This window comes from Brevundimonas bullata (assembly GCF_014207965.1).
GTDB lineage: Bacteria > Pseudomonadota > Alphaproteobacteria > Caulobacterales > Caulobacteraceae > Brevundimonas > Brevundimonas bullata_A.
This window is the reverse complement of the sequence record NZ_JACHLM010000001.1, coordinates 326649-347083: the sequence shown is the minus strand read 5'-3', so window position 1 is coordinate 347083 and position 20435 is coordinate 326649. Positions and strand designations below refer to the sequence as shown.

Genomic DNA, 20435 nt, shown 5'->3' with positions numbered 1-20435 from the left:
GCTGCCTCGCTTGACGGCAGCGGCCGACGGTGTAAAACGTCCTTGTCAGATCAAGGGGGCGTCGTGGCCGGCAAACGTAAACTCATCATCCAGTCCGTCATTGGCTGCGGATTGGTCATGCTGGCCGCCTTCATCATGGGCGGCGTCCTGGCCTATCTAGAGGTCAAGGGTCAGGACGTGACATCCAGCGCGGGCGCCCTGTGGGCGGTCGGGGGCTTCGCCGCGGTCACCATGCTGATCTCCCTGTGGGTCGGCTTCAAGTGGATGTCCTCCATCGACGAGGCGGCGCAGGAAGCGCACAAGTGGGCTTGGTACTGGGGCGGTTCGGGCGGCATGGCCGTGGGCGGGGTTCTGGTGATCATGGCGTCGCTGCCGCAGGCCGCCGCGATCCATATTCCCGCCTGGTATTCCGAACGTTCCGACCCTGCCGCCTACGCCGCCACGGGCGCCTTCGCCATGCTGACCCTGATGCTGATCGGCTATGGCGTCGCCTGGGCCTGGTGGTGGCTGGGGCGACGTTGAGGGGCGCGGCATGAACAACCGTCTCAAGGTCCTGCGCGCCGAGCGCGACTGGAGCCAGGCCCACTTGGCCACGGAGCTCGGCGTCTCGCGCCAGACCGTCAATGCGCTGGAGACCGGTCGCTACGACCCCTCCCTGCCGCTGGCCTTCAAGATCGCGCGCCTGTTCCAGATGCCGATCGAATCCATCTTCTCGGACGAGGAGTAGCGGCCGAGGCCGCTCGCTCGATCCCCTGCCTTGAAAGGACGTCCGCCATGCGTTTCGCTCAACTGACCGCCGGCCTTCGATCGACCTTGGCGGTCGGCGCCGCCCTGTCGGCCCTGCTGCTGGCGCCGTCCGCCATGGCCCAGGCGCCTGCAGCGCCCGTCGCCGTCACCGCAGCGCCGCAAGGTTCAGGCCCCGGCCTGTGGGTGGTGAAGGACGCGGATTCCACCATCTATCTGTTCGGCACGGTCCATGTTTTGAAGCCTGAGACGCCCTGGGGCACGGCCCGCGTGGACCAGGCCTTCGCCAGCGCCGACGAGTACTGGTTCGAGATCGCCGACCTCAACGACCAGACGGGCGTCATGCCGCTGATCCAGGCCAAGGGCGTCTCGCCCGACCGCCCCCTGTCCAGTCTGCTGACTGCCGAAGAGATGGCCGATCTCGACGCCGCCGCCCGCACCGTCGGCGCGACGGCGGCGCAACTGGACCCTCTGCGCCCCTGGCTGGCCAGCCTGCAACTGGCGCTCGCCTCGATCCAGAAGGCCGGCTACGTCGCGGCCAACGGCGGCGATCAGATCCTGCACGCCCGCGCCGCCGCCACCGGCAAGCCGATCAAGGGCTTCGAGACCGCACCCCAGCAGATCGGCTTCATCGCCGACATGTCCGAGGACGCCCAGTTGGCCATGCTGCGTTCGGGCCTCAAGGAATTTGACCAGGCCGACGCCTTCCTCGGCCGCATGGTCAGCGCCTGGGCGACCGGCGACCTTGATGGGCTGGATGTCTTGATCGGCCAGGAGATGAAGGCGGAATCTCCCGAAATGTACGCGGTCATGCTCACCCGCCGGAACGAGAACTGGGCCGATCAGATCCAGACCCTGTTGGCCGGGTCTGGCACGGCCTTCATCTCGGTCGGCGCCGGGCATCTGGCCGGAGACGACAGCGTCCAGGCCAAGCTTGAGCAGCGAGGCGTCAAGGTTGAACGCATCCGCAACTGAGACCCGGCCCCGAGCCGATTTTCCCAAGGCCCGGCCCCGCGCCGGGCCTTTTCTTTTCAGCCCCGCCCTCTATGGTTCGCCCCCAGCGCGGCCGTAGTTCAGAGGTAGAACGTCAGCTTCCCAAGCTGAATGTCGTGGGTTCGATTCCCATCGGCCGCTCCAGCACCTAGCTGATTTTCAGGTCAGCTTATTCCGCGTTTCCCGATTGTCATTCCCGCCATCTCATGGGCCGGTGCGCAGGCCTGGCGCTTCGGCGACGACTCCGGTCGTGCGGAACGCTGGGGGGCGTGCAATTCCGCGTGAGGCCGTCGCGCCGAAGCGCCTGTTTTTGAGCGGCGGCGACAAGTCGCCGGCGCCCGGCCCGCCCGTTGATGCGACAATCCCGCAGACGCGGTGGTGGCGATCGGCGCAGCAAGGTTCAGGGCGCGTCAGGCAGGGCTGAGCGCGCGAATTGTGACCGGCTAAAGTGAAATCTTCCTGTCGCCGCCGCGAAATGGGCCTCTGCCTGTAGGGCTGTCCCATGGTCGGGGCGAAGGCCGTTCTAATTGACAGTGGCTACTATTAACCTTTCATTAGTAATAAGGATTTCACTTAGCTTCGTTGATTCAAGCTTGCCTTGTTCTTTGTTGCTCTACGACTTTGAAGATAATTAAAGAAACGAGCGGGATAATTTCTGTAAACCTAAAGCCAAGATGTGGTCTTGGGTATCACCAATCTGTGGGGTGTTGTCAGGAATATTTTGAGGTATGGTGGAATTCGTCGAGATTGTGGCGTTGTGTGAAGCGGTGGTGCAACAACCGGTCGGACGGGGGCGGCCAGAACTTGGAGTTTCGGTGTGAGCCAGGGTTCTGTTGAAGTCGATCGCGCGTCCAGCGCGCCCCAGGAGCCTTTCTGGTTTTCGGTCGACCGTCGGTCGCGTGATCGACGCCGGCCGGCATCCACCGACGCGATGGATCCCGGGGCGGTGTGCGCGCGGGCTCTGGCCAACTGGGTCGACGGCGAACGTCGCGCGCGCCTGATCGTGACGCGCGATCTGGAGGTTCTGTGGATGAACGAGGCGGCGCGCGCCTTGCGTGATGACGGGGAGGCTTTCGACATCTGCGACGGACGACTGGCGCCGCGCTCGCCCATCATCAGCAGTCTGGTCGCTGCGGCCCGCCCCGAGGAGGCGGGTTGCGCGGTCGTGCCGGGCGAAGGCGGGCGCCACTGGGTGGCCTGGGCGCGCGAGGTCTGCGCGCCGCCGAACGCCCTGATCGGCCTGACCCTGCAGAGGGCCCGAAGCGAGATCCGCTTTCAGGCCCTGATCGAGAACCATCTTCTGACCCCGTCCGAGGGACGGATCATCGAGATGCTGCTGGCGGGCGCGGAGACGGGCCGGATCGCCCAGGCGCTCGACATCTCGATCGAGACCCTGCGCACCCATCTGAAGCACGCCTATCAGAAGCTGGGGGTGCGCAGCCGCGGCGAGTTGTTCGCCGAGGCGCTCAGCTTCGTCGGTCCCTAGGGACCCGGCGCTCAGGCGACCGGCGGTGTGGGGCCGGCGGGCGCTGACGTCGCGTCCGCCTGTGCTCCGGCGGCGGGATTCGCCTGAACCAGCAGGGGGCCGAGGGCGAACGCAGCCACAGCTGCGCCAGCCGACAGCGCCAGAACCGCCACGACGACATAGGTGGCGATTGAGCGCGAGCGACGCCGACGGAAACCGCCGGATTTGACGGCCCGAATGATGACGAAGGGGCCCTTGGTGAAGGCTTCGGAACCCGTGATATTATGTTGGGACAAGAACGCGCTCCCCGACTGTCCGAAAATGGATCAGTTCAGAGAGCGGTCCCATAAGGCCAAAGGATGGCGAACGCCGGTCCTCGGCGCCGTTCAACTTCCGAGGGTGACGCTGATCATCCGCCCGCCGCGCGTCTGGACGCGTTTCATCAGCACCACGATGTCGTCTCCGGCCTTGACCGGCGAGATCAGGAACCAACTGCCGTCGGGCAGGCCGGTGAAGCGGAAGGCGCCCCCGGCGCAGGGCTGGGCGCGCTCATAGGAGCGGTAGTCGGCGCCTTGTTCGCCGGCTGAGCGGGTGCGGACCACGGCGGCGGGCACGGCGGCGCGCTCGGTCGAGCCGTAGAGGCGCTGCATCCGGGCGCGGGTGTAGCCGGTGTCGGGGATCAGGCCGACGTTGCCGACGCAGTTGAAGGTCTTGCCGTCCTGGGCGAAGGCGACGCGGCCCTCGATCGAGGCCTGACCAGACCGGGTCGACCAGGCGAAGGCGTCGGCGCTAAACTCGGTCGAGCCGGCGCTGATCCCGCCGCCCATGGGCGTGGTGGCGCAGGCGCTGAGCGCCAGCCCGCCCGCGAGGACGGCGGCGAGGGCGAGGGAAGGGCGGCGGTTCGACATGAAGGGGCTCCGAAACTCGTTTCAAGCGCTACCGGCATGGCCCCCCATGATGCGATGAGTCAAGGTTGCCCGCCGTCGCGGCCTGCGCCACAAGAGCGCCGGAGACCGGGCGCAGAGACCGGCCGAGAAACGTTTTCAGGGACTTCATGACCGTCACCATCGACGACATCCGCGCGGCGCAGCAGCGTATCGCCGGTCAGGTCGACCGCACGCCCGTCCGCCATTCCCGTCGCCTGTCGCTGCTGACCGGCGCCGAGATCTGGATCAAGTTCGACAACCTGCACTTCACCGGCAGCTTCAAGGAGCGCGGCGCCCTGAACCGGCTGCTGCAATTGACGCCGGACGAGATGAAGCGCGGCGTGGTCGCCGCCTCGGCGGGCAACCACGCCCAGGCCCTGGCCTATCACGGCGGCCGCCTCGGCGTGCCGGTGACCATCGTCATGCCCGAGGGCACCCCCTTCGTGAAGGTGGACGGCACCCGCGCCCACGGCGCCAATGTCGTCATCCACGGCCTCGATTTTTCCGCCTCGACCGAGGAGGCCAAGCGGCTTCAGGTCGAGCATGGCTATGTCTTCGTCTCGGCCTTCGACGACGAGGGCATCGTCGCGGGCCAGGGGGTCTGCGGCCTGGAGTTCATCGAGGACGCGCCCGATCTGGACGCCCTGATCATCCCCATCGGCGGTGGCGGACTGATCGCCGGCAGCGCCATCGCCGCCAAGGCCATCAAGCCCGACATCAAGATCTTCGGCGTTGAGGCCGCCCGCTATCCCTCCTTCACCGCCCGTCGTCGCGGCGAGCCGGCCAAGTGCAGCGGGCAAACGATCGCCGAGGGCATCGCCATCAAGGCCGTGGGGGAAATCCCCTTCGCCCTGGCCGACAGCCTGATCGACGAGATCTTCGTCTGCGAGGAGGCCGACTTCGAGAAAGGCGTGGCCCTGCTGGCGACGCTGGAGAAGACGGTGGCCGAGGGCGCCGGGGCCGGCGGTCTGGCCGCCATCCTGGCCAATCCCGAACGCTTTAAGGGCATGAAGGTCGGCGTCGAGCTGACCGGCGGCAACATCGACGCGCGCATGCTGGCCGTGGTGCTGAACCGCGAAATGGTTCGCGAAAAGCGGCTGATCGTCTATCGCATCCTGGGCGACGACCGCCCGGGCATGCTGTCGGCCATGGCCGCCGTGATCGGCGGTCTGGGCGGCAACATCATCGACGTCGTGCACAACCGGCTGGCGCTGGACGTGCCGGCCAAGGGCGCGGAGTTCGACATCATGGTCGAGACCCGCGACGCCAGACATGCCGAGGAAATCGGCGAAGCGCTTAAGGAACGTGGCTATGAACTTCGCATGGGCTAAGCCCGTTTTGGTCGCGGCGTCCGCGGCCGCCCTGCTGGCTACGGCCGCCTGCAACCGCCAGCCCGCCATGTCTGGCGAGGACCTGGCCAAGAACGCCGAGGCCGCCGCCGCCTTCATGAAGACCAACGCCGCGGCGGAAGGGGTGCAGACCCTGCCGTCGGGCCTGCAATACAAGGTGGTCGCCAGCGGCCCGGCGGGCGGCGTCCGTCCCGACCGCAACGATCTGGCGCGCGTCGACTACGAAGGCAGCCTGACCGACGGCACGGTCTTCGACAGCTCGTTCAAACGCGGCTCGCCCGCCGTCTTCAGCCCCGAACAGGTCGTGCCCGGCTGGACCGAGGCCTTGCAACTGATGAAGCCCGGCGACGAGTGGCTGCTCTATGTCCCGCCGGAACTGGGTTACGGCGAGGCGGGCGGCCCGCCGGCGATCCCTGGCAACGCCGTCCTGGTCTTCCGGCTGAAGCTTTTGGACGTGGCCCCGGTCCCCGGCGGCGGTCGCGGCGTGGGCTCCGCCGACGTCTAAAGACCCTTCTCCCCTTGAGGGAGAAGGTGTCATGCGCAGCATAACGGATGAGGGGTGACGACGGCGCCGCTTGATAGTCAGGCTCAACGTCAGCGCCTCTCCTCCGTGAAGGCAGTGCTCACACCCCTCATCCGAGCGCCTTCGGCGCCCACCTTCTCCCTCAAGGGGAGAAGGACCATTCGGCTTTGACGCTTTCGTCTTCTTCCTCCGCCAGCCGCGCCTCGCGCAACGCCGCCCACCGTTCCCCATCCAGCCGCGACAGGGCCCAGACCGCCGCCCCGCGCACCACGGGCGCCGGGTCGCCCAGCAGAGCCTCGACCGGGGCGATCAGCGTCGCGTCCTCTGAGTTCCCCGCCGCATACAGCACGTTGCGGATGAATCGATCCCGCCCGATGCGCTTGACCGGGCTCTTGGTGAACAGGGCGCGGAACGCCGGATCGTCCAGCGCCAGCAGGTCGGCCAGCCTCGGCCCCTTCAGGCTGTCGCGGGCGTGCAGACGCGCCTCGGAGGCCCCTTGCGCGAACTTGTTCCACGGACAGGCGCCCAGACAGTCGTCGCAGCCGTAGATTCGCGGCCCCGCCGCGATGCGGAACTCGACCGGCCAAGGGTCGGCGAACTCGATGGTCAGATAGGACAGGCAGCGCCGCGCATCGATCTGGAAGGGCGCGGGGAAAGCGTTCGTGGGGCAGGCGTCCAGACAGGCGGTGCAGCGCCCACAATGCTCGGTCTCGGCCTCGTCCGGCGTGATCTCGGCGGCGGTCAGGATGACGCCGAGAAACAGCCAGTTGCCGTGGGTGCGGCTCAGCAGATTGGTGTGCTTGCCCTGCCAGCCCAGACCGGCGCGCTGGGCCAGGGGCTTTTCCATCAGGGGGGCGGTGTCGACGAAGACCTTGACCTCTTGCCCCAGACCTAATTGGGAAAGACGGGCCGCCATCTGACCGGCCAGGATCTTCAGCCGGCCCTTGATCACCTCGTGATAGTCGTCGCCGCGCGCATAGACGGAAATATAGCCCGCTGATTTGTCGGCCAACTCGGGCAGGGGATCGGCCTCGGGGCCGTAGTTCATGCCCAGGACGATGGCCGTCTTCGCCCCGTCCCACATGGCGGTCGGGTGGGCGCGGCGCTCCAGCGTCGTCTCCATCCAACCCATGTCGCCGTGGCGCCCGGCCTCGACGAAGTGGGCCAGCTTCTCGCCCGCGCTCCACGGCTCGCTGGCCGAGGCGAAGCGGCACACGCCGAAGCCCAGTTCGGCGGCGCGCTGTCGGATGAAGATGCGGGGATCGGCCGCCATGACGGGGCCTTTGCCCCTGTTAGCCTCAGAAGTCGAGGTCGGCGTACCAGGTCGCCGGATGCACGCCGGGGAAACGGTCGGTCAGCAGGGGCCGGAAACAGGGCCGCGACTTGAGCTTGGAATACCAGGTCTTCAGCGCCGGATAGGACGCCCAGGTGATCTCGCCGAAATAGTCGAGTACCGACAGGTGTCCCGCCGCGATCAGATCGGCCTGGCTGAGCCGACGCCCGGCCAGCCATTCACGCCCGGCGGCCAGGGCCTCGAACATGGCCAGATGGGTGCGCAGCGCATCGCGGCCTTCGCGCAGCATCCGCGCCTCGGGCGGGCCCAGGCGCAGCAGGGGCTTTTCCATCCGCTCGTGCAGCAGGACGGCGTCGACCTCGTCGATGAAGCGACGGTTGAACCAGGATGTCAGGCGCCGCGCCTCGGCCCGTTCGGCGATGTCGGCGGGCATCAGGACGTCGCCCTTGGAGCGATCCTCGATCCAGCCGAGGATGGCGTCGATCTCGCACAGGGTCAGGGTCTTGCCCTTTTCCGTCACGGTCAGGACCGGCGGCATCCCCGAGGGATTGAGGTCGATGACGGGGCAGTCGTCCTCCCACGGCTTGACCAATTCCTCGCCAAACTCGACGCGCGCTTCGCCCAGGGCCAGTCGCGCCGTGCGCGAGCCGGGGTGAAAGGCGAAATGATAGAGGACGGCGGGGGCGGACATTGCTCGATCCATAGGCCCCGCGCGTTAAGACCGCGTTTACCGCGACGGACGGTCGCGGCTCAGGACCAGGGGCCGGACTGGATCGTCAGAGGCTCGACGGCTTCCTCCGGGCGGGCGGCGTGGACCTCGGCCCGACCGCGCGGGTCGGCGTGGATCAGGATGTCGGCGTGGGGAAAGGCGGCCTGGATGCGCTGCTCGGCCTCGACGACAATGGCGTGGGCGGCCTCCAGAGTCAGGGTCGGGTCCAGATCGACGTGCATCTGCACCATCAGCACCTGCCCGGCCATCCGAGTGCGCAGCTGGTGCAGGCCCGAGATGCGCGGATCGGCCAGGACGGCGGCGGTGATGGCCACGCGCGCCTCTTCCGGCCCGGCGTGGTCCAGCAGGTGATCGGCGGACTCGCGCAGCAGGGTGATCGCGCCCCAGAACAGCCAGACCGCCACGACCAGACCCGCCGCCGCGTCCAGCCCCGGCGCGCCGAGGTAGGCGCCCGAGATCACGCCGATCAGCACCACCACATTGGCCGCCAGATCGGCGGCGTAGTGGGCGCGGTCGCCGGCCACGGCCAGAGACGCGGTCTTCTTCAGCGCCTGGGTCTGCATCCACACCAGCCACAGGGTGACGGCGATTGAGGCGACGACCACGCCGACCGCCCAGCCGCCCGCCGCGACGGGGCGAGGGTCGAAGATGCGCTGCACCGCCTCCCAGCCGATGAAGACGGCGGAGGCGAAGATCAGGCCCGCCTGCACCAGACCGGCCAGAGCCTCGGCCTTGCCATGACCATAGCGGTGCTCGGGATCGGCCGGAGCCGCGGCCCAGCGTACGGCGAAGAAGGTCGCCAGAGAGGCGATCAGGTCCAGCGTCGAATCCGCCAGGGTCGCCAGGATCGACACCGATCCCGAGGCGCCGAGCGCAAAGGCCTTCATCACGATCAGGATCGTCGCCGTCCCCACCGACAGGGTGGTGATCCGGCGGGTCGTGGCGTGGGCGTCGTCGAGAGCGGAGGAGGGGGCGGTCATCCCCGCCCTTGTCGCGCAAAACCGCGCATCCGCCAATGGCGGCGTCTTGTCCGGGGCGCTAAGGAAGGACCGTGCCCGGCGCGGACGAACCGCCGCCGGTCGAGACGGAGTTTCCATGGCGGACTGGCTGACGGCGATCCTTCTGGGTCTGGTCGAGGGATTGACCGAATTCATTCCGGTGTCGTCCACCGGCCACCTGCTGCTGCTGGGACATTTCCTCGGCTTCGAGAGCACCGGCAAGACCTTCGAGATCGTCATCCAGCTGGGCGCCCTGCTGGCCATCATCAGCGTCTATTTCAAGCGCCTGTGGACCCTGGCGACGCGCTGGCCCTTCGATCCCGAGGCGCGGCGCTTCCTGATCGGCCTGCTGGTCGCCTTCGCCCCCGCCGTGGTGATCGGCTTCCTGGCCTACGGCTTCATCAAGACGGTGCTGTTCGAGACGCCTCTGGTGGTCTGCGTCGCCCTGATCGTCGGCGGACTGCTGCTGCTGTGGCTGGACCGGCTGAAGAAGATGCCCACCTATCTGGACGCCGACCGCTATCCGTTCCGCGTCTATTTCCTGATCGGCCTGTTCCAGTGCCTGGCCATGGTTCCGGGCGTGTCGCGTTCGGGCGCCACCATCGCCGGCGGTCTGTTGCTGGGCACGGACAAGCGCTCGGCGGCGGAGTTCAGCTTCTTCCTGGCCCTGCCGACCATGGGGGCGGCGGTCTTCTACGACCTGTTCAAGAACCGCGACGTGCTGGACTTCAGCGACTTCGGCCTGATCGCGGTGGGCTTTATCGCCGCCTTCCTGACCGCTTTGGTGGTGGTGCGCTTCCTGCTCGACTTCGTCTCCAGGCGCGGCTTCGGCCCCTTCGCCTGGTGGCGGATCGTGGTCGGCCTGGCCGGCATCATCGGTCTGGCGGTGACCGGCGCCCTCTAGGGCGCGGGGCCAGCAGGCAAAGAAAAGCCCCTCGGGACGCGGTCCCGAGGGGCTTTTTCGTAAGCCGTCCGATCAGGCGTTGGTGGGGTTCTCGGCGTACTGGCCGCCGACGCGATAGCGCCACAGATAGGAGGGAGCGATGGCTTCCAGACCCGTGGGCTCGATCCCCAGTTCAGCCAGGCCCGCAGCCCCCGGCGACACGACATTGTCGCCTTGCAGCAGCAGCACCTGATCCTTGGTCAGGGCCGGGGTCAGGCCGATGGCGGCCGGAATCTGGGCCAGCGACCCGATCATGCGGGCCACGGCGAAGGGCAGGGGGATCAGGAAGGGCGTGCGCTTGGTCTCGCGCACGATGAACTTCAGAATGTCCTCGAAGGTCCAGACCGAGGGTCCGCCCAGTTCGAAGGTTTTGCCCTCGGCCTGCGGGGCCTCGACGGCGCGGGCGATGGCCTCGGCCACGTCGCCGACATAGACGGGCTGGAACTTGGTCACGCCGCCGCCGATCAGCGGCAGGGCGGGCGAGAAGGTCGCCATGGCGGCGAACTTGTTCAGGAAGTTGTCGCCGGCCCCGAAGACGACCGAGGGGCGGATGATCACGGCGCCGGGGAAGGCGTCGCGCACGGCGATCTCGGCCTGGCCCTTGGTGCGGGCGTAGGCGGCCTTGCCGTTCACGTCGGCGCCCAGGGCCGACATGTGCACCAGACGCTTGACGCCCGCCGCCTTGGCGGCCTGTGCGACATTGATCGCGCCCTCGACGTGCGAGGTCTCGAACTTGCGGCCCGCGCCTTCAAACAGGATGCCGACCAGATTGATGGCGGCGTCGGCGCCCTTCAGGGCGGCGGCTACGTCGGCGGGCTTGGTGATGTCGCACAGCACAGGCTGGATCTGGCCGACGTCGCCCAGCGGACGCAGGTCATAGGCCAGGGCGGGCTTGCGCACCGCCACCCGCACGCGCCAGCCGCGCTTGGCCAGCGCCCGCACCACCTGGGCTCCAATGAAGCCGGAGCCTCCGAAGACGGTGATCAGACCAGGACCGAAGTCAGCCATCATAAGCTCCACGCCAGAACACCGGCCGCACGCGCGTCCGGAGGAGAATTCAATGGGCGCGGCTTAGCCGATGCGCCGCCTCGCCGCAACGCGGGGCTAGTCCGCGCGGAACACGACCGCGCCATCGACGATGGTCAGCACAGCCCGCCCTTTGGGGATTTCGGCCGCCGGCACGGTCATCAGGTCGATGTTGAAGGCGGTGAAGTCCGCCCGCTTGCCGACCTCGATGGTGCCCAGCTCATCCTCGCGGAAGCTGGCGTAGGCGGGCCACAGGGTGAACATCTTCAGCGCCGTGACCCGGTCCACGGCCTCGTTCGGGCGCCAGTCCGGCCCCTGGAAGCCGTTGAGGTCGCGGCGCGCCACGGCGGCGTAGAACTCGATCAGGGGATCGCCCCGCTCGACCGGCGCGTCCGAGCCGCCGACCACGATCACGCCCCGGTCCACCAGGGTGTGCCAGGCATAGGCCCCGTCCAGCCGCGCGTCGCCCAGGCGGTCGGCGGCGAAATGCAGGTCGCCGATGGCGTGGCTAGGCTGCATCGAGGCGATGATCGGCAGGTCGTTGAAGTAGGGATAGTCGGCGGGCCGGATGATCTGGGCGTGCTCGATGCGCCAGCGCGGATCGGCCAGCTTCCACTCGGCGCGGGGGACCTCGCGCATGGCCTGTTCGTACCAGACGGCGACCTCGTGGTTGCCCCGGTCGCCGATGGCGTGTGTGGCCAACTGGATGCCCGAGCGCAGGGCTTCTTCATACAGAGGGACCATCTCGGCGCCCGAGGTCTGCATCAGGCCGGTGGTCCCCGGCTGATCGGCATAGGGCTCGAACAGGGCCGCGCCGCGCGAGCCCAGCGCCCCGTCAGCATAGAACTTGACCGCCCGCGTCACGATCCGGCCGTCGCCCGCCTCGCGCGGACCCGAGGCGTAGAGCGCCCGCGCCCCATCGGGGGTGACGCTGTTATAGACCCTCAAGGGCGCCTCGCCGTCGCGCGCCATCGCCTCCATCAGGGGCACGTCCTTCCACGGCGCGCTCATGAAGTGGACGCCGGTCCAGCCATAGCGGGCATAGACGCCGAACCCGGCGCGATAGGCCGCGCGGGTGGCGGCTTCGTCGGCTTGCGGCATCAGCTTGGACACCAGCTGTTCGGCGGCGTCCACCAGCAGGCCGGTGGGGCGGCCCTCGGCGTCCTTCAGGATCTCGCCGCCCGAGGGGGCTTTCGTCGTCGCATCAACCCCGGCGGCGGTCAGGGCCGCGCTGGAGGCTGCGACCGCGTGGCCGTCGGCCCGGCTCAGCAGCACCAGCCGGCCCGGCGCGGCGGTGTCCAGATCGGCGGCGGTCAGGAAGCGTTTCTCGGGCCAATGGGTCTCGATCCAGCCGCGCCCGACGATGACGCCCTCCGGGTGGGTCTTGGCCCAGTCGCTGAGCCGCTGCATGGCCTCGATCACCGAGGCCGAGCCTTCCAGGTTCAGCGTCATCTCGCGCCAGCCGATGCCGTCCAGATGGGCGTGGCCGTCGGTGAAGCGGGGGAACAGGGTGGCCCCCTTCAGGTTCACCACCTCCAGCCCTTCGGCCGAGGGGGCCCCGGCGGCGGCGCCGACATAGGCGATGCGTCCGTCCCGCACGGCCACCATCTCGGCGGTGGGCGCCGCCTCGACGCCGGTGTGGATGGTCCCGCCCCGGATCAGCAGGTTTTGAGCCAAGGCGGCGGGGGCGGCGGCCAACATCAGGGCGGCGGCCAGCGGCAGGGTCGTCTTCACGGTTCGGAACATCAGCGCCTCCAGGTCGAACGCAGGGGAGCCGCAGCCGCGCTTGGCGTCAAGCGATCCAGCGCGCATCATCGCCGGATGAAGCTGTTCACCATCGGCTATGAAGGCTCCACCCAGGCCGAGGTCATCGGGCGGCTGAAGACGGCTGGGGTCGAGGTTCTGGTGGATGTGCGGGCGGTGGCGGCCTCGCGTCGGGCCGGTTTTTCCAAGACTCTGCTGGGCCAGAGTTTGAAGGCAGAAGGCGTCGACTATCTTCATCTGCGGGCGCTCGGCACGCCGAAGGCCGGGCGCGACGCGGCGAGGAAGGGCGACGTGGCGACCATGCACGCCATCTTCAACGCCCATATGCAGGAGCCGGACGCCGAGGCCGCCTTCCAGCAGTTGCGCCATGTCGCGGGCGAGAAACGCGTCGCTCTGCTGTGTTTCGAGGCCGAGGCCTGCGGCTGCCACCGCGCCGTCCTCGCTGACCGACTGGCCCGCGAGGACGGGGCTGAGGTGGTGGATCTGTAAAAATCCTCCCCTGCGCAGCGGGGGAGCGGGACCATGCGAAGCATGGTGGAGGGGGCGAGATCTTGGCCCCACATCTTGGAATTTCGGCCCTCCGACCGCGGCGATCCAGGGGCTGAGGGCGACAGCTGTGGCCGCCCCCTCCACCGCTGCGCGGTCCCCCTCCCCCGCACGCGGGGGAGGATCGCCATTCTCGTGGCGTTACGGACGGCCCACCAACTGATCCACCGAGCCCGAGGTCACCGGGTGATAGAGCGGCCGCGCCTTGGCGTAGATGCGCGTGGCGATGGGGCGGCCCCAGTCGCCTTCGCCCCACAGGGTCTGGAACAGGGGCAGGACGAACTTGCGACGCCCCTGACTGGTCAGGAAGCGGTCGGCGGTGGCGACAGCCGGTTCATAACGGTGGGCCAGGGCGATCTGCAGCCAGGCGAAGGTCAGCTCGGCGTTGCCTTCTTCAGCCAGGTTCAGGGTCTTTTCCAGATCGGCCAGCTGCGCCGTGGTCAGCCAGTCGGCGCCGGCCTTCAGCCCTTCGGGACGCCAGGCCAGGAAGCGCTGACGCTGCTGCGTGTTCCAGTTCTTCCAGTCGATGGCCGAGGCCGGGCCCTTGTCGGCGAAGACCGCCTTGGCCTGGGCGTCCACGGCCTCGAAGGCGTGGGAGACCGGCGGGACCCAGTTCGACGGCATGCCGGGCTGGTAGATCCAGGTCTCCAGTTGCAGTTGGGCCTCCAGCGCCGCGTCGCCCTTGATCAGGTGCTCGCGGATGTCGGCCAGGAAGCCGACGTCGGTCATGGGCTGGAAGGCGTGGCGGTCGAAATAGCCGCGCAGCCAGGCGTCAAACGTCGCGCGCCCGACGATGCGCTCGATGGTGCGCAGCATGGCCGCGCCCTTCTCATAGGGGACGCCCGACAGGCCGTCGTCGGGGTCGCGTCCGGTCAGGTCGATGTGCAGTTTCGTATCGTCCGGCGCGGTGGTGGCCAGTTCCGCCGACAGCTCGCCCCAGCCCAGGACCTGCTCCTGCATGGCGCGCTCGCGGCCGTAGAGGGCCTCCATGATCCGGTTCTCGAAATAGACCGTGGTGCCTTCGTTCAGCCAGATGTCCGACCAGGTGGCGTTGGTCACCAGATTGCCCGACCAGCTATGCGCCAGCTCGTGCGCCACCAGCGAGACCAGCGACTGATCCCCGGCGATGATGGTCGGGGTGGCGAAGGTCAGGCGCGGGTTCTCCATCCCGCCGAAGGGGAAGCTGGGCGGCAGGACCAGCAGGTCGTAGCGGCCCCAGCGATAGGGGCCGTACAGGGCCTCGGCGGCGTCCACCATGCGCGGGGTCGATTGCAGCTCGGCGCGGGCGGCCTCCAGTCGGCTCGGCTCGGTCCAGACGCCGGTGCGGCCGTCGAACGAGGCGAAGGCGATGTCGCCGATGGCGATGGCCATCAGATAGGGCGGGATCGGCCGATCCATGTCGAAGCGCCAGGCCTTCTGACCGGCGGCGGCAGCTTCGCCTTGCGGCGTCAGGTGCTCGGCGGACATGACCACGGTCAGGTCGGCGGGGGCCGTGATGCGGGCCGAATAGGTCTGGCGGATGCCGGGGCTGTCCTGGGTCGGGACCCAGGTGCGGGTCAGGATGGCCTGCCCCTGGCTGAACAGATAGGGCTTCTGACCGCCCGCCGTCTGCTGCGGGGTCAGCCATTGCAGGGCCGCGGCGTCCGGGCGGGTGGCGTAGTCGACGACGATCTTCTGCGTCTCATCGCCGACAAAGGCGGGCAGGCGGACCGTCAGGGCCTGACCCTTGATGGCGTCCACGGCGCCCAGCTCATGGCGCAGAGGGCGCCCCTGCGCGTCGCGCACGCCGCGGATGTCCAAATTCTTGGTGTCCAGCACCACCTCGGTCGCGCCGACGCGGCCGGTGACGTCCAGCGTGGCCGAGCCCGACAGGGTCTTGGCCGCGAAGTCGGCGGTCAGGTCCAGCGCCACGTGGCCGACCCGCGCTTCGGCTGGGCGGGCGTTGGAGTGGATGTCGTCAGCATAGGCCAAGACCGGCTTTGCGGGCGCGGCGGGGACGAGAGGCGTCATCGGCACGCTTTCGGTCGCGGTGGCGCAGGCGCCAAGGGAAGAGGCCAGGGCGGCGGCGAGGGCCAGGGCGGAAACCCGCCCAACCAGCTTCAGGGTCATCGAACGCTCCGTATTCAGATGCGTGCGAAAAGGCTCCCTCGCGCCGTAAAGATCAAGCCTCGGTTCAGCTTGCCGTCACAGGACGGAGGTGATGCGCCTTGAACAGCCGCCCCTTCTCGGCGGTCAGCACCAGCAGCAGGGCGACGACGCCCAGGACCGCGAAGCCCACCGTCATCGGCACGGTGGAGCCGTCGAACTGCTGGCCGATCCAGAAGCCCAGCAGGGCCCCGCCTATGGTCGAGATGAAGCCCTGGGCCGAGGCCGCCGTGCCGGCGATATGGCCCATCGGCTCCATGGCCATCGAGCCGAAATTACCGGCGATGAAGCCGAAGCAGAACATCTTGCAGGCCTGCAGGACGGCGAACATCCACAGGCTGTCGTGGCCCATCCAGGCGATGACGGCGTGCAGCAGGCTAAAGCCGATGAAGCCGAACAGGGCCGTATGGGCGATCAGGCGCGTGCCCAGCCTTTCCACCAGGCGCGAGTTCAACACCGAGGCCAGGGCGATGCCGCCGGCCACCAGGGCGAAGACGGTGGTGAACAGGCCGGGCGACTTGAACACGTCGAAGAAGATCTGCTGCGACGAGTTGATGAAGGCGAACAGGGCGCCGCTGATGGCGGTCATGGCCAGGGTGTAGCCCATGCCCAGACGGCTGGTCAGGGCCTGGCCAAAGGCCCCGGCGATGCGCTTCACATTGATCGGCATCCGGTCTTCGGGGTGCAGGGTCTCGGGCAGGCGCAGGGCCGCCCAGATCAGGAAGGACCCGCCGAACAGGGCGAAGAAGCCGAAGATCCAGCGCCAGGGCGCCACCAGCATGATCAACTGGCCGACCGTCGGGGCCAGGATGGGCACGCCCAGGAAGACCAGGAAGCTCAGCGACATGACCCGCGCCATGGTCCGGCCCGAATAGCGGTCGCGCACGATGGACACGGCCAGCACCCGCGTCGCCGCCGAGCCCAGACCCATGCCGATGCGCGACAGGATCAGCAGCTCGAACGAGGCGGCGAAGGCGGCCAGAATGCTGAACAGGACATAGAGGCCGATGCCGACGAACAGCACCGGACGACGGCCATAGCGATCCGACAGCGGGCCGTAGAACAGCTGCGCCCCGCCGAAGCCGAGCAGATAGGCGGTGATGACCCACTGGCGCGTGTTCTCGTTGGCGACGCCCAGGTCTTCGCCGATGTGCGGCAGGGCCGGCAGCATGGCGTCGATGGCCAAGGCGTTCATCGCCATCATGATGGCGATCAGGCAGACGAATTCGGCGAACCCCGGCCCCTTGGGCGCGGCGGCCCCCGGACTTGAGGGAGAGGTGGTCGGGGCGCTGGTCATCGGGACCAATTGCGGGCTGCGACAGGCTGACGCAACCCTGAAGCTGCATCAATTTTGCGTTGCACCATGATGTCAGCGCGTCTTTTCACCGCTCGCGCTGACATCGATTCGCGCCGTCACCGACATGCCGGGGGCCAGCCGCGCGGCGGCTTCCTGACCGGGATCGATGGAGATGCGAACCGGCACGCGCTGGGCCACCTTGGTGAAGTTGCCGGTGGCGTTGTCGGGGCGGATGACGCTGAACTCGGACCCGGTGGCGGGCGAGATGCGCTCGACCCGCCCCTTCAGCGTCTGGCCGCCCAGGACGTCGACCGAGATCTCGACCGGCTGGCCGACGCGGATGTCGCGCATCTGCGTCTCCTTCATATTGGCCGTTACCCAGACCGCATCCGGCACCAGGGCCATCAGTTGCGTGCCGACCGAGACCTGCTGGCCGACGCGGACGGAAACCTCGCCCAGACGACCAGCGCGCGGGGCGGTGATGCGGGTGTTTTCCAGGTCGATCTGGGCCAGACGCACCTGGGCCTGGGCGTTCTCGACGGCGGCCTCCAGCGAGCCGCGCCCGACGACCGCAGAGGTGACGCCGGTCTGGGCCACGCCCTCGGCGGCGCGGGCGGCGGCCAACTGGGCCTCGGCGGCGCGCAGGGCGTTCTGGGCTGTGTCCACCTGGGCCTGGGCCACCCATCCGCCGGCGAACAGGGTGCGGACGCGTTGGGCGTCGGCGCGGGCCTTGGTCACGGCGGATTCGGCGGCGGCGATAGACGCGCGGGTCTGGGCCACGGAACCCCGAGCCGAGGCCTGGCTCTGGGCCGAGTTGGCCAGGGCGGCTTCCGCTGAATGCAGCGACGCCTTCGCCTGCTCCAGCTTCTGGCGATAGATACGGTCGTCGATGGTCGCCAGCAACTGGCCCTGCTTCACCATCTGGAAGTCCTGCACCTCGACCGAGGTGACATAGCCGCTGACCTGCGGGCTGATGACCGTCACCTGGCCGCGCACATAGGCGTTGTCGGTGGTCTGCGGCCCGCCGTCGAACGGCGGCAGACGCCAGGCGTGCAGGATCAGGCCCACGCCGACCAGGGCGATCAGCACCATCACCACGCTCCACATCACGCGGCGGTCGTTGGACGGCGGCGGCGCGGCGGGGGCCGGGGCGGGAGGAGGAGGAGCGGCGGGCGCAGGGGCGGGAGCGGGTGTGGCGTCGGTCATGGTCGGGTCCGGGTCATTCGACAGCGGCGGCGGCGGCGGCTTGCGCCGCCTCGCGGTGGGCGGCGCGGCGCGCCTCGATACGGGGGCGGAAATGGTTGGCGGCGACCCAGAGCGCGCCCACGGCGGCGGCGCCCGAGATCAGCAGGAAAACGTCGTTGTAGGCCAGGACCTGGGCCTGCTGGCTGACCTGCTGTTGCAGCAGTTTCAGCGCCGCGCCCTGTCTCTGGGCCGCGTCGCCGATGACGTGGGCATAGGCCCCGCCCAGTTGCTGCAGCCGCAGCACCACCTCTGGATCGCCCAGGTCGATGTGCTCGGCCAGCTGGTTGGAGTGATATTTCTCGCGGATCGTCTGAACCGTGCCGACCAGGGCCGAGCCCATCAGGCCGCCGATGTTCTGGCCGATGGAGAAGACGACGATGAAGCTGATCAGGTTCTTGCCCCCGCCCTGCAAGACCTTGCCGAAACCGATGATCATGGTGGGGCCGATGAAGAAGGCGGCAGCGAAGGCCAACAGGGCCTGACTGAAATAGAGGTCCACCGGTCGCGTCAGCACTGTCGCGTGGCTGTCCATGAAGGCGCCGACGGCGATCAGGGCGAGGGCGATGGAGATGGGCTTCCACAGCTTCATCGGGTTCAGGGTCAGGGCGCTGGTCAGGGTCCCCGCCGCTGTGGCCAGCAGCATGACCCAGAACAGGCCGTGCATCTGGTCGATGCCCAGACCCATCTGTTGCAGGAAGCCGACCGCGCCGGTCGTCTGTTCCGACAGGACGATCCGCACCAGCAGGATGGCGAGCAGCAGCCGCACGATATCCCCGCCCGCCAGCCATTTCAGGTCGATCAGCGGATTGGCGCGGTTGTATTCGATGACGACAGCGGCGGTCAGCAGGACCAGGGCGCCGACCAGGGCCCAGCCGATCCAGGCCGCCTCGGTCCACCAGACGATGCGCCCCAGTCCCAGCACGGCGGTCAGCAGGGCCACCCCCGGCGCGAACAGGGCGAAGGTGACGAAGTCCAGCTTCTCAAAAGTCTTGACCCGCTGCGACGGCGGCATCTTCAGGGCGAAGACGGCGGGCAGGGCGATCAGCACCAGCCCCAGGTCGAACATATAGACGGCCCGCCACAGGTCGTGGTCCAGCAGGGGGCCGATCCCTAGCCGCGCCAAGGGAATAGCCAGGCTGGACAGGCCGACGCCGATGATGATTCCCTTCAGCCGGTGCTGCGCCGGAAAGGCCTGGATGATGTAAAGGATGCCCAGGGTCGACATCCCCGCCGCGGCCATCCCGGCGATGCCGCGCACCACCAGGGTCGAGCCGAAGTCCTCGAGGAACAGGTGCGCCGCCGCCGTCGCCAGGAAGACGACCAGGATGATCTCGGTGAACAGCCGCAGGCCGTACTGCATCCTGAACTTGACCAGCAGCAGGTTCATGCAGGCGTTGGTCATGACGAAGATGACCGGCAGCCAGGTCGCCTCGGCGATGGTCACGCCCAGGTCGCCCGCCAGCTGCGGAATATTGGCCGTCACCGCCGCATTGCCCAGACTGCCGGTCAGAGCCACCAGAATCCCCACGGCGGCATAGGCCCAGCGCATCGGCGTCGAATGGTCGGGGGTGGCGGGCGAGCCGGGCAGGGCCGGCCGCTCGTGCGGCTTCAGCGTCGCCAGATACTCGTCCCAGGGCAGGTTCCAGTCGCGGCGGCTCATGCGGGGCGCCCCTGCGGACTTGTTCCCTGGCCGGCTTGCGGCCACTCAGCTTCACCGGCTTGCGGCCGGACCGCGTCCAGCACCAACGCCAGCGCCCGGCGGCTCAGGGCGTCGCGGTCGTCGGCCGGGGCGGTGCGCGAGGGCGCGCCCAGCATCAGGGCGAGGACCCGGATGTCCTCGACGGTCAGATCGGGCCGCACTCGCCCCGCCGCCTGCGACACCGCCAGGGCCTCGGCGCCCGCCTGCTTCAGACCCGCGCGGATCGGGGCCAGGGCCTCGTCCCTCAGGTCGCGGATGGCGCTGGACAGGCCCGCGCTCTGGATCATCAGCTCGACCATCTGGGCCAGGAACCACAGGAAGACCTCGGGGTGGTCCAGCCGTTCGTGCGTGCGCCGGCCCAGGTCGTCGATCTGGCCGACAAACACCGCCAGGGCCAGCTCGGAGCGGTCGGCGAAATTGCGATACAGCGTCGCCCGCCCAACCCCCGCCCGCTCGGCGATCAGGTGCAGCGGCGTGTCCAGCCCGTCATACGCAAAAGCCTCGGCGGCCGCTTTCAGCAGCGCCTCGCGTCGTTCGGCGGCGTCTTTTCTAAGGGGACGAGTCATGGAGAACGCCAAGTGGACACTTGTGTCCGCTTAATCAAGGGGAGGCCGCAGATTCCTTTGTTCACCGTCGCAACGCGTCAGAATGGCCGAGGCTGCGTTCGCGACGACGCCGACCTCGCGAGGCCCTGGCTGGAAGGTGATTTTGGCCTTGGGATGAAAAACCCCCGCCCGTGAGGGCGACG

The 20435-nt window shown here is 68.4% G+C and carries 20 protein-coding genes and 1 tRNA gene; 9 read left to right on the top strand and 12 right to left on the bottom strand.

The features are described from left to right. Window positions 1-63 precede the first annotated feature (63 nt). The 5 genes from HNP51_RS01725 (at window position 64) to HNP51_RS01705 (ending at window position 3223) form a co-directional block, all read left to right on the top strand. Window positions 64-522: a hypothetical protein gene (locus HNP51_RS01725; RefSeq protein WP_184266361.1), complete on the top strand. Its 459-nt coding sequence runs from the start codon at window positions 64-66 to the stop codon at window positions 520-522. A gap of 10 nt (window positions 523-532) precedes the next feature. Further along, the gene (locus HNP51_RS01720) at window positions 533-727 is read left to right on the top strand and encodes a helix-turn-helix transcriptional regulator (RefSeq protein ID WP_114818203.1); all 195 of its coding nucleotides are present in this window, start codon (window positions 533-535) and stop codon (window positions 725-727) included. A gap of 47 nt (window positions 728-774) precedes the next feature. Then, window positions 775-1719 (top strand): TraB/GumN family protein, encoded by a 945-nt coding sequence (locus HNP51_RS01715; RefSeq protein WP_221415691.1) that lies wholly within the window; start codon window positions 775-777, stop codon window positions 1717-1719. An 87-nt stretch (window positions 1720-1806) separates the two neighbouring features. Beyond that, window positions 1807-1881: transfer RNA gene (locus HNP51_RS01710), tRNA-Gly, on the top strand. An 802-nt stretch (window positions 1882-2683) separates the two neighbouring features. After that, on the top strand, window positions 2684-3223 hold the full coding sequence (locus HNP51_RS01705) for a helix-turn-helix transcriptional regulator (RefSeq protein WP_184266358.1): 540 nt from the start codon (window positions 2684-2686) through the stop codon (window positions 3221-3223). An 11-nt stretch (window positions 3224-3234) separates the two neighbouring features. Here HNP51_RS01705 and HNP51_RS01700 read toward each other — a convergent pair whose 3' ends face one another. Both HNP51_RS01700 and HNP51_RS01695 read right to left on the bottom strand, forming a co-directional pair. Then, on the bottom strand, window positions 3235-3498 hold the full coding sequence (locus HNP51_RS01700) for a hypothetical protein (protein ID WP_184266355.1): 264 nt from the start codon (window positions 3496-3498) through the stop codon (window positions 3235-3237). Between the two features lie 90 nt (window positions 3499-3588). Next, complete coding sequence (locus tag HNP51_RS01695; protein WP_184266351.1) at window positions 3589-4110, bottom strand: hypothetical protein; 522 nt, start codon at window positions 4108-4110, stop codon at window positions 3589-3591. A 146-nt stretch (window positions 4111-4256) separates the two neighbouring features. Between HNP51_RS01695 and HNP51_RS01690 the strand changes: the two genes are divergently transcribed. Continuing rightward, window positions 4257-5459 (top strand): threonine ammonia-lyase, encoded by a 1203-nt coding sequence (locus HNP51_RS01690; protein ID WP_184266348.1) that lies wholly within the window; start codon window positions 4257-4259, stop codon window positions 5457-5459. Continuing rightward, entirely contained in the window at window positions 5440-5982 is a 543-nt protein-coding gene (locus HNP51_RS01685; RefSeq protein ID WP_184266345.1) for an FKBP-type peptidyl-prolyl cis-trans isomerase, read from the top strand. Before HNP51_RS01690 ends, HNP51_RS01685 begins: the two co-directional genes overlap by 20 nt. A gap of 160 nt (window positions 5983-6142) precedes the next feature. Here the strand turns inward: HNP51_RS01685 and queG are convergent, their stop codons facing one another. From queG to HNP51_RS01670, 3 genes are read right to left on the bottom strand one after another with little or no spacing between them, the layout of a single operon-like run. Then, a complete protein-coding gene (gene queG / locus HNP51_RS01680; protein WP_184266342.1) occupies window positions 6143-7273 on the bottom strand; it encodes a tRNA epoxyqueuosine(34) reductase QueG in 1131 nt (376 codons plus the stop codon). Window positions 7274-7298: 25 nt separating this feature from the next. Continuing rightward, window positions 7299-7985: a glutathione S-transferase family protein gene (locus HNP51_RS01675; RefSeq protein WP_184266339.1), complete on the bottom strand. Its 687-nt coding sequence runs from the start codon at window positions 7983-7985 to the stop codon at window positions 7299-7301. Between the two features lie 59 nt (window positions 7986-8044). Next, window positions 8045-9004 carry a cation diffusion facilitator family transporter gene (locus HNP51_RS01670; RefSeq protein WP_184266336.1) on the bottom strand — a complete coding sequence of 320 codons (960 nt, stop codon included), beginning with the start codon at window positions 9002-9004 and terminating at the stop codon, window positions 8045-8047. Between the two features lie 115 nt (window positions 9005-9119). Here HNP51_RS01670 and HNP51_RS01665 point away from each other — a divergent pair, with 115 nt between their 5' ends. Then, window positions 9120-9926: an undecaprenyl-diphosphate phosphatase gene (locus tag HNP51_RS01665; protein ID WP_184266333.1), complete on the top strand. Its 807-nt coding sequence runs from the start codon at window positions 9120-9122 to the stop codon at window positions 9924-9926. Between the two features lie 72 nt (window positions 9927-9998). Here the strand turns inward: HNP51_RS01665 and HNP51_RS01660 are convergent, their stop codons facing one another. Together HNP51_RS01660 and HNP51_RS01655 are read right to left on the bottom strand one after the other, a co-directional pair. Beyond that, window positions 9999-10973: a complex I NDUFA9 subunit family protein gene (locus HNP51_RS01660; protein WP_184266330.1), complete on the bottom strand. Its 975-nt coding sequence runs from the start codon at window positions 10971-10973 to the stop codon at window positions 9999-10001. Between the two features lie 96 nt (window positions 10974-11069). Continuing rightward, the gene (locus HNP51_RS01655; protein ID WP_260398281.1) at window positions 11070-12737 is read right to left on the bottom strand and encodes an amidohydrolase; all 1668 of its coding nucleotides are present in this window, start codon (window positions 12735-12737) and stop codon (window positions 11070-11072) included. A 75-nt stretch (window positions 12738-12812) separates the two neighbouring features. On the opposite strand from HNP51_RS01655, the gene HNP51_RS01650 reads away from it, so the two are divergent. Beyond that, a complete protein-coding gene (locus HNP51_RS01650) occupies window positions 12813-13244 on the top strand; it encodes a DUF488 family protein (RefSeq protein WP_184266324.1) in 432 nt (143 codons plus the stop codon). A gap of 198 nt (window positions 13245-13442) precedes the next feature. Here the strand turns inward: HNP51_RS01650 and HNP51_RS01645 are convergent, their stop codons facing one another. The 5 genes from HNP51_RS01645 to HNP51_RS01625 form a co-directional block, all read right to left on the bottom strand. Continuing rightward, window positions 13443-15410, bottom strand: a complete 1968-nt coding sequence (locus HNP51_RS01645; RefSeq protein ID WP_184266321.1) for a M1 family metallopeptidase — start codon at window positions 15408-15410, stop codon at window positions 13443-13445. 64 nt (window positions 15411-15474) lie between these two features. Next, complete coding sequence (locus HNP51_RS01640) at window positions 15475-16743, bottom strand: multidrug effflux MFS transporter (protein WP_114817617.1); 1269 nt, start codon at window positions 16741-16743, stop codon at window positions 15475-15477. A gap of 72 nt (window positions 16744-16815) precedes the next feature. Further along, the gene (locus tag HNP51_RS01635) at window positions 16816-17949 is read right to left on the bottom strand and encodes an HlyD family secretion protein (protein WP_184266318.1); all 1134 of its coding nucleotides are present in this window, start codon (window positions 17947-17949) and stop codon (window positions 16816-16818) included. A 13-nt stretch (window positions 17950-17962) separates the two neighbouring features. Beyond that, window positions 17963-19648 (bottom strand): MFS transporter, encoded by a 1686-nt coding sequence (locus HNP51_RS01630; protein WP_184266315.1) that lies wholly within the window; start codon window positions 19646-19648, stop codon window positions 17963-17965. After that, window positions 19645-20253 (bottom strand): TetR/AcrR family transcriptional regulator, encoded by a 609-nt coding sequence (locus tag HNP51_RS01625; protein WP_184266313.1) that lies wholly within the window; start codon window positions 20251-20253, stop codon window positions 19645-19647. Before HNP51_RS01625 ends, HNP51_RS01630 begins: the two co-directional genes overlap by 4 nt. Between the last annotated feature and the right edge of the window lie 182 nt (window positions 20254-20435).

Coding starts and splice junctions, on each gene's coding strand:
- HNP51_RS01720 (WP_114818203.1), top strand. CDS start 533: ATGAACAACCGTCTCAAGGTCCTGCGCGCCGAGCGCGACTGGAGCCAG.
- HNP51_RS01715 (WP_221415691.1), top strand. CDS start 775: ATGCGTTTCGCTCAACTGACCGCCGGCCTTCGATCGACCTTGGCGGTC.
- HNP51_RS01695 (WP_184266351.1), bottom strand. CDS start 4,110: ATGTCGAACCGCCGCCCTTCCCTCGCCCTCGCCGCCGTCCTCGCGGGC.
- HNP51_RS01690 (WP_184266348.1), top strand. CDS start 4,257: ATGACCGTCACCATCGACGACATCCGCGCGGCGCAGCAGCGTATCGCC.
- HNP51_RS01685 (WP_184266345.1), top strand. CDS start 5,440: ATGAACTTCGCATGGGCTAAGCCCGTTTTGGTCGCGGCGTCCGCGGCC.
- queG (WP_184266342.1), bottom strand. CDS start 7,273: ATGGCGGCCGATCCCCGCATCTTCATCCGACAGCGCGCCGCCGAACTG.
- HNP51_RS01675 (WP_184266339.1), bottom strand. CDS start 7,985: ATGTCCGCCCCCGCCGTCCTCTATCATTTCGCCTTTCACCCCGGCTCG.
- HNP51_RS01670 (WP_184266336.1), bottom strand. CDS start 9,004: ATGACCGCCCCCTCCTCCGCTCTCGACGACGCCCACGCCACGACCCGC.
- HNP51_RS01665 (WP_184266333.1), top strand. CDS start 9,120: ATGGCGGACTGGCTGACGGCGATCCTTCTGGGTCTGGTCGAGGGATTG.
- HNP51_RS01660 (WP_184266330.1), bottom strand. CDS start 10,973: ATGGCTGACTTCGGTCCTGGTCTGATCACCGTCTTCGGAGGCTCCGGC.
- HNP51_RS01655 (WP_260398281.1), bottom strand. CDS start 12,737: ATGTTCCGAACCGTGAAGACGACCCTGCCGCTGGCCGCCGCCCTGATG.
- HNP51_RS01650 (WP_184266324.1), top strand. CDS start 12,813: ATGAAGCTGTTCACCATCGGCTATGAAGGCTCCACCCAGGCCGAGGTC.
- HNP51_RS01645 (WP_184266321.1), bottom strand. CDS start 15,410: ATGACCCTGAAGCTGGTTGGGCGGGTTTCCGCCCTGGCCCTCGCCGCC.
- HNP51_RS01640 (WP_114817617.1), bottom strand. CDS start 16,743: ATGACCAGCGCCCCGACCACCTCTCCCTCAAGTCCGGGGGCCGCCGCG.
- HNP51_RS01635 (WP_184266318.1), bottom strand. CDS start 17,949: ATGACCGACGCCACACCCGCTCCCGCCCCTGCGCCCGCCGCTCCTCCT.
- HNP51_RS01630 (WP_184266315.1), bottom strand. CDS start 19,648: ATGAGCCGCCGCGACTGGAACCTGCCCTGGGACGAGTATCTGGCGACG.
- HNP51_RS01625 (WP_184266313.1), bottom strand. CDS start 20,253: ATGACTCGTCCCCTTAGAAAAGACGCCGCCGAACGACGCGAGGCGCTG.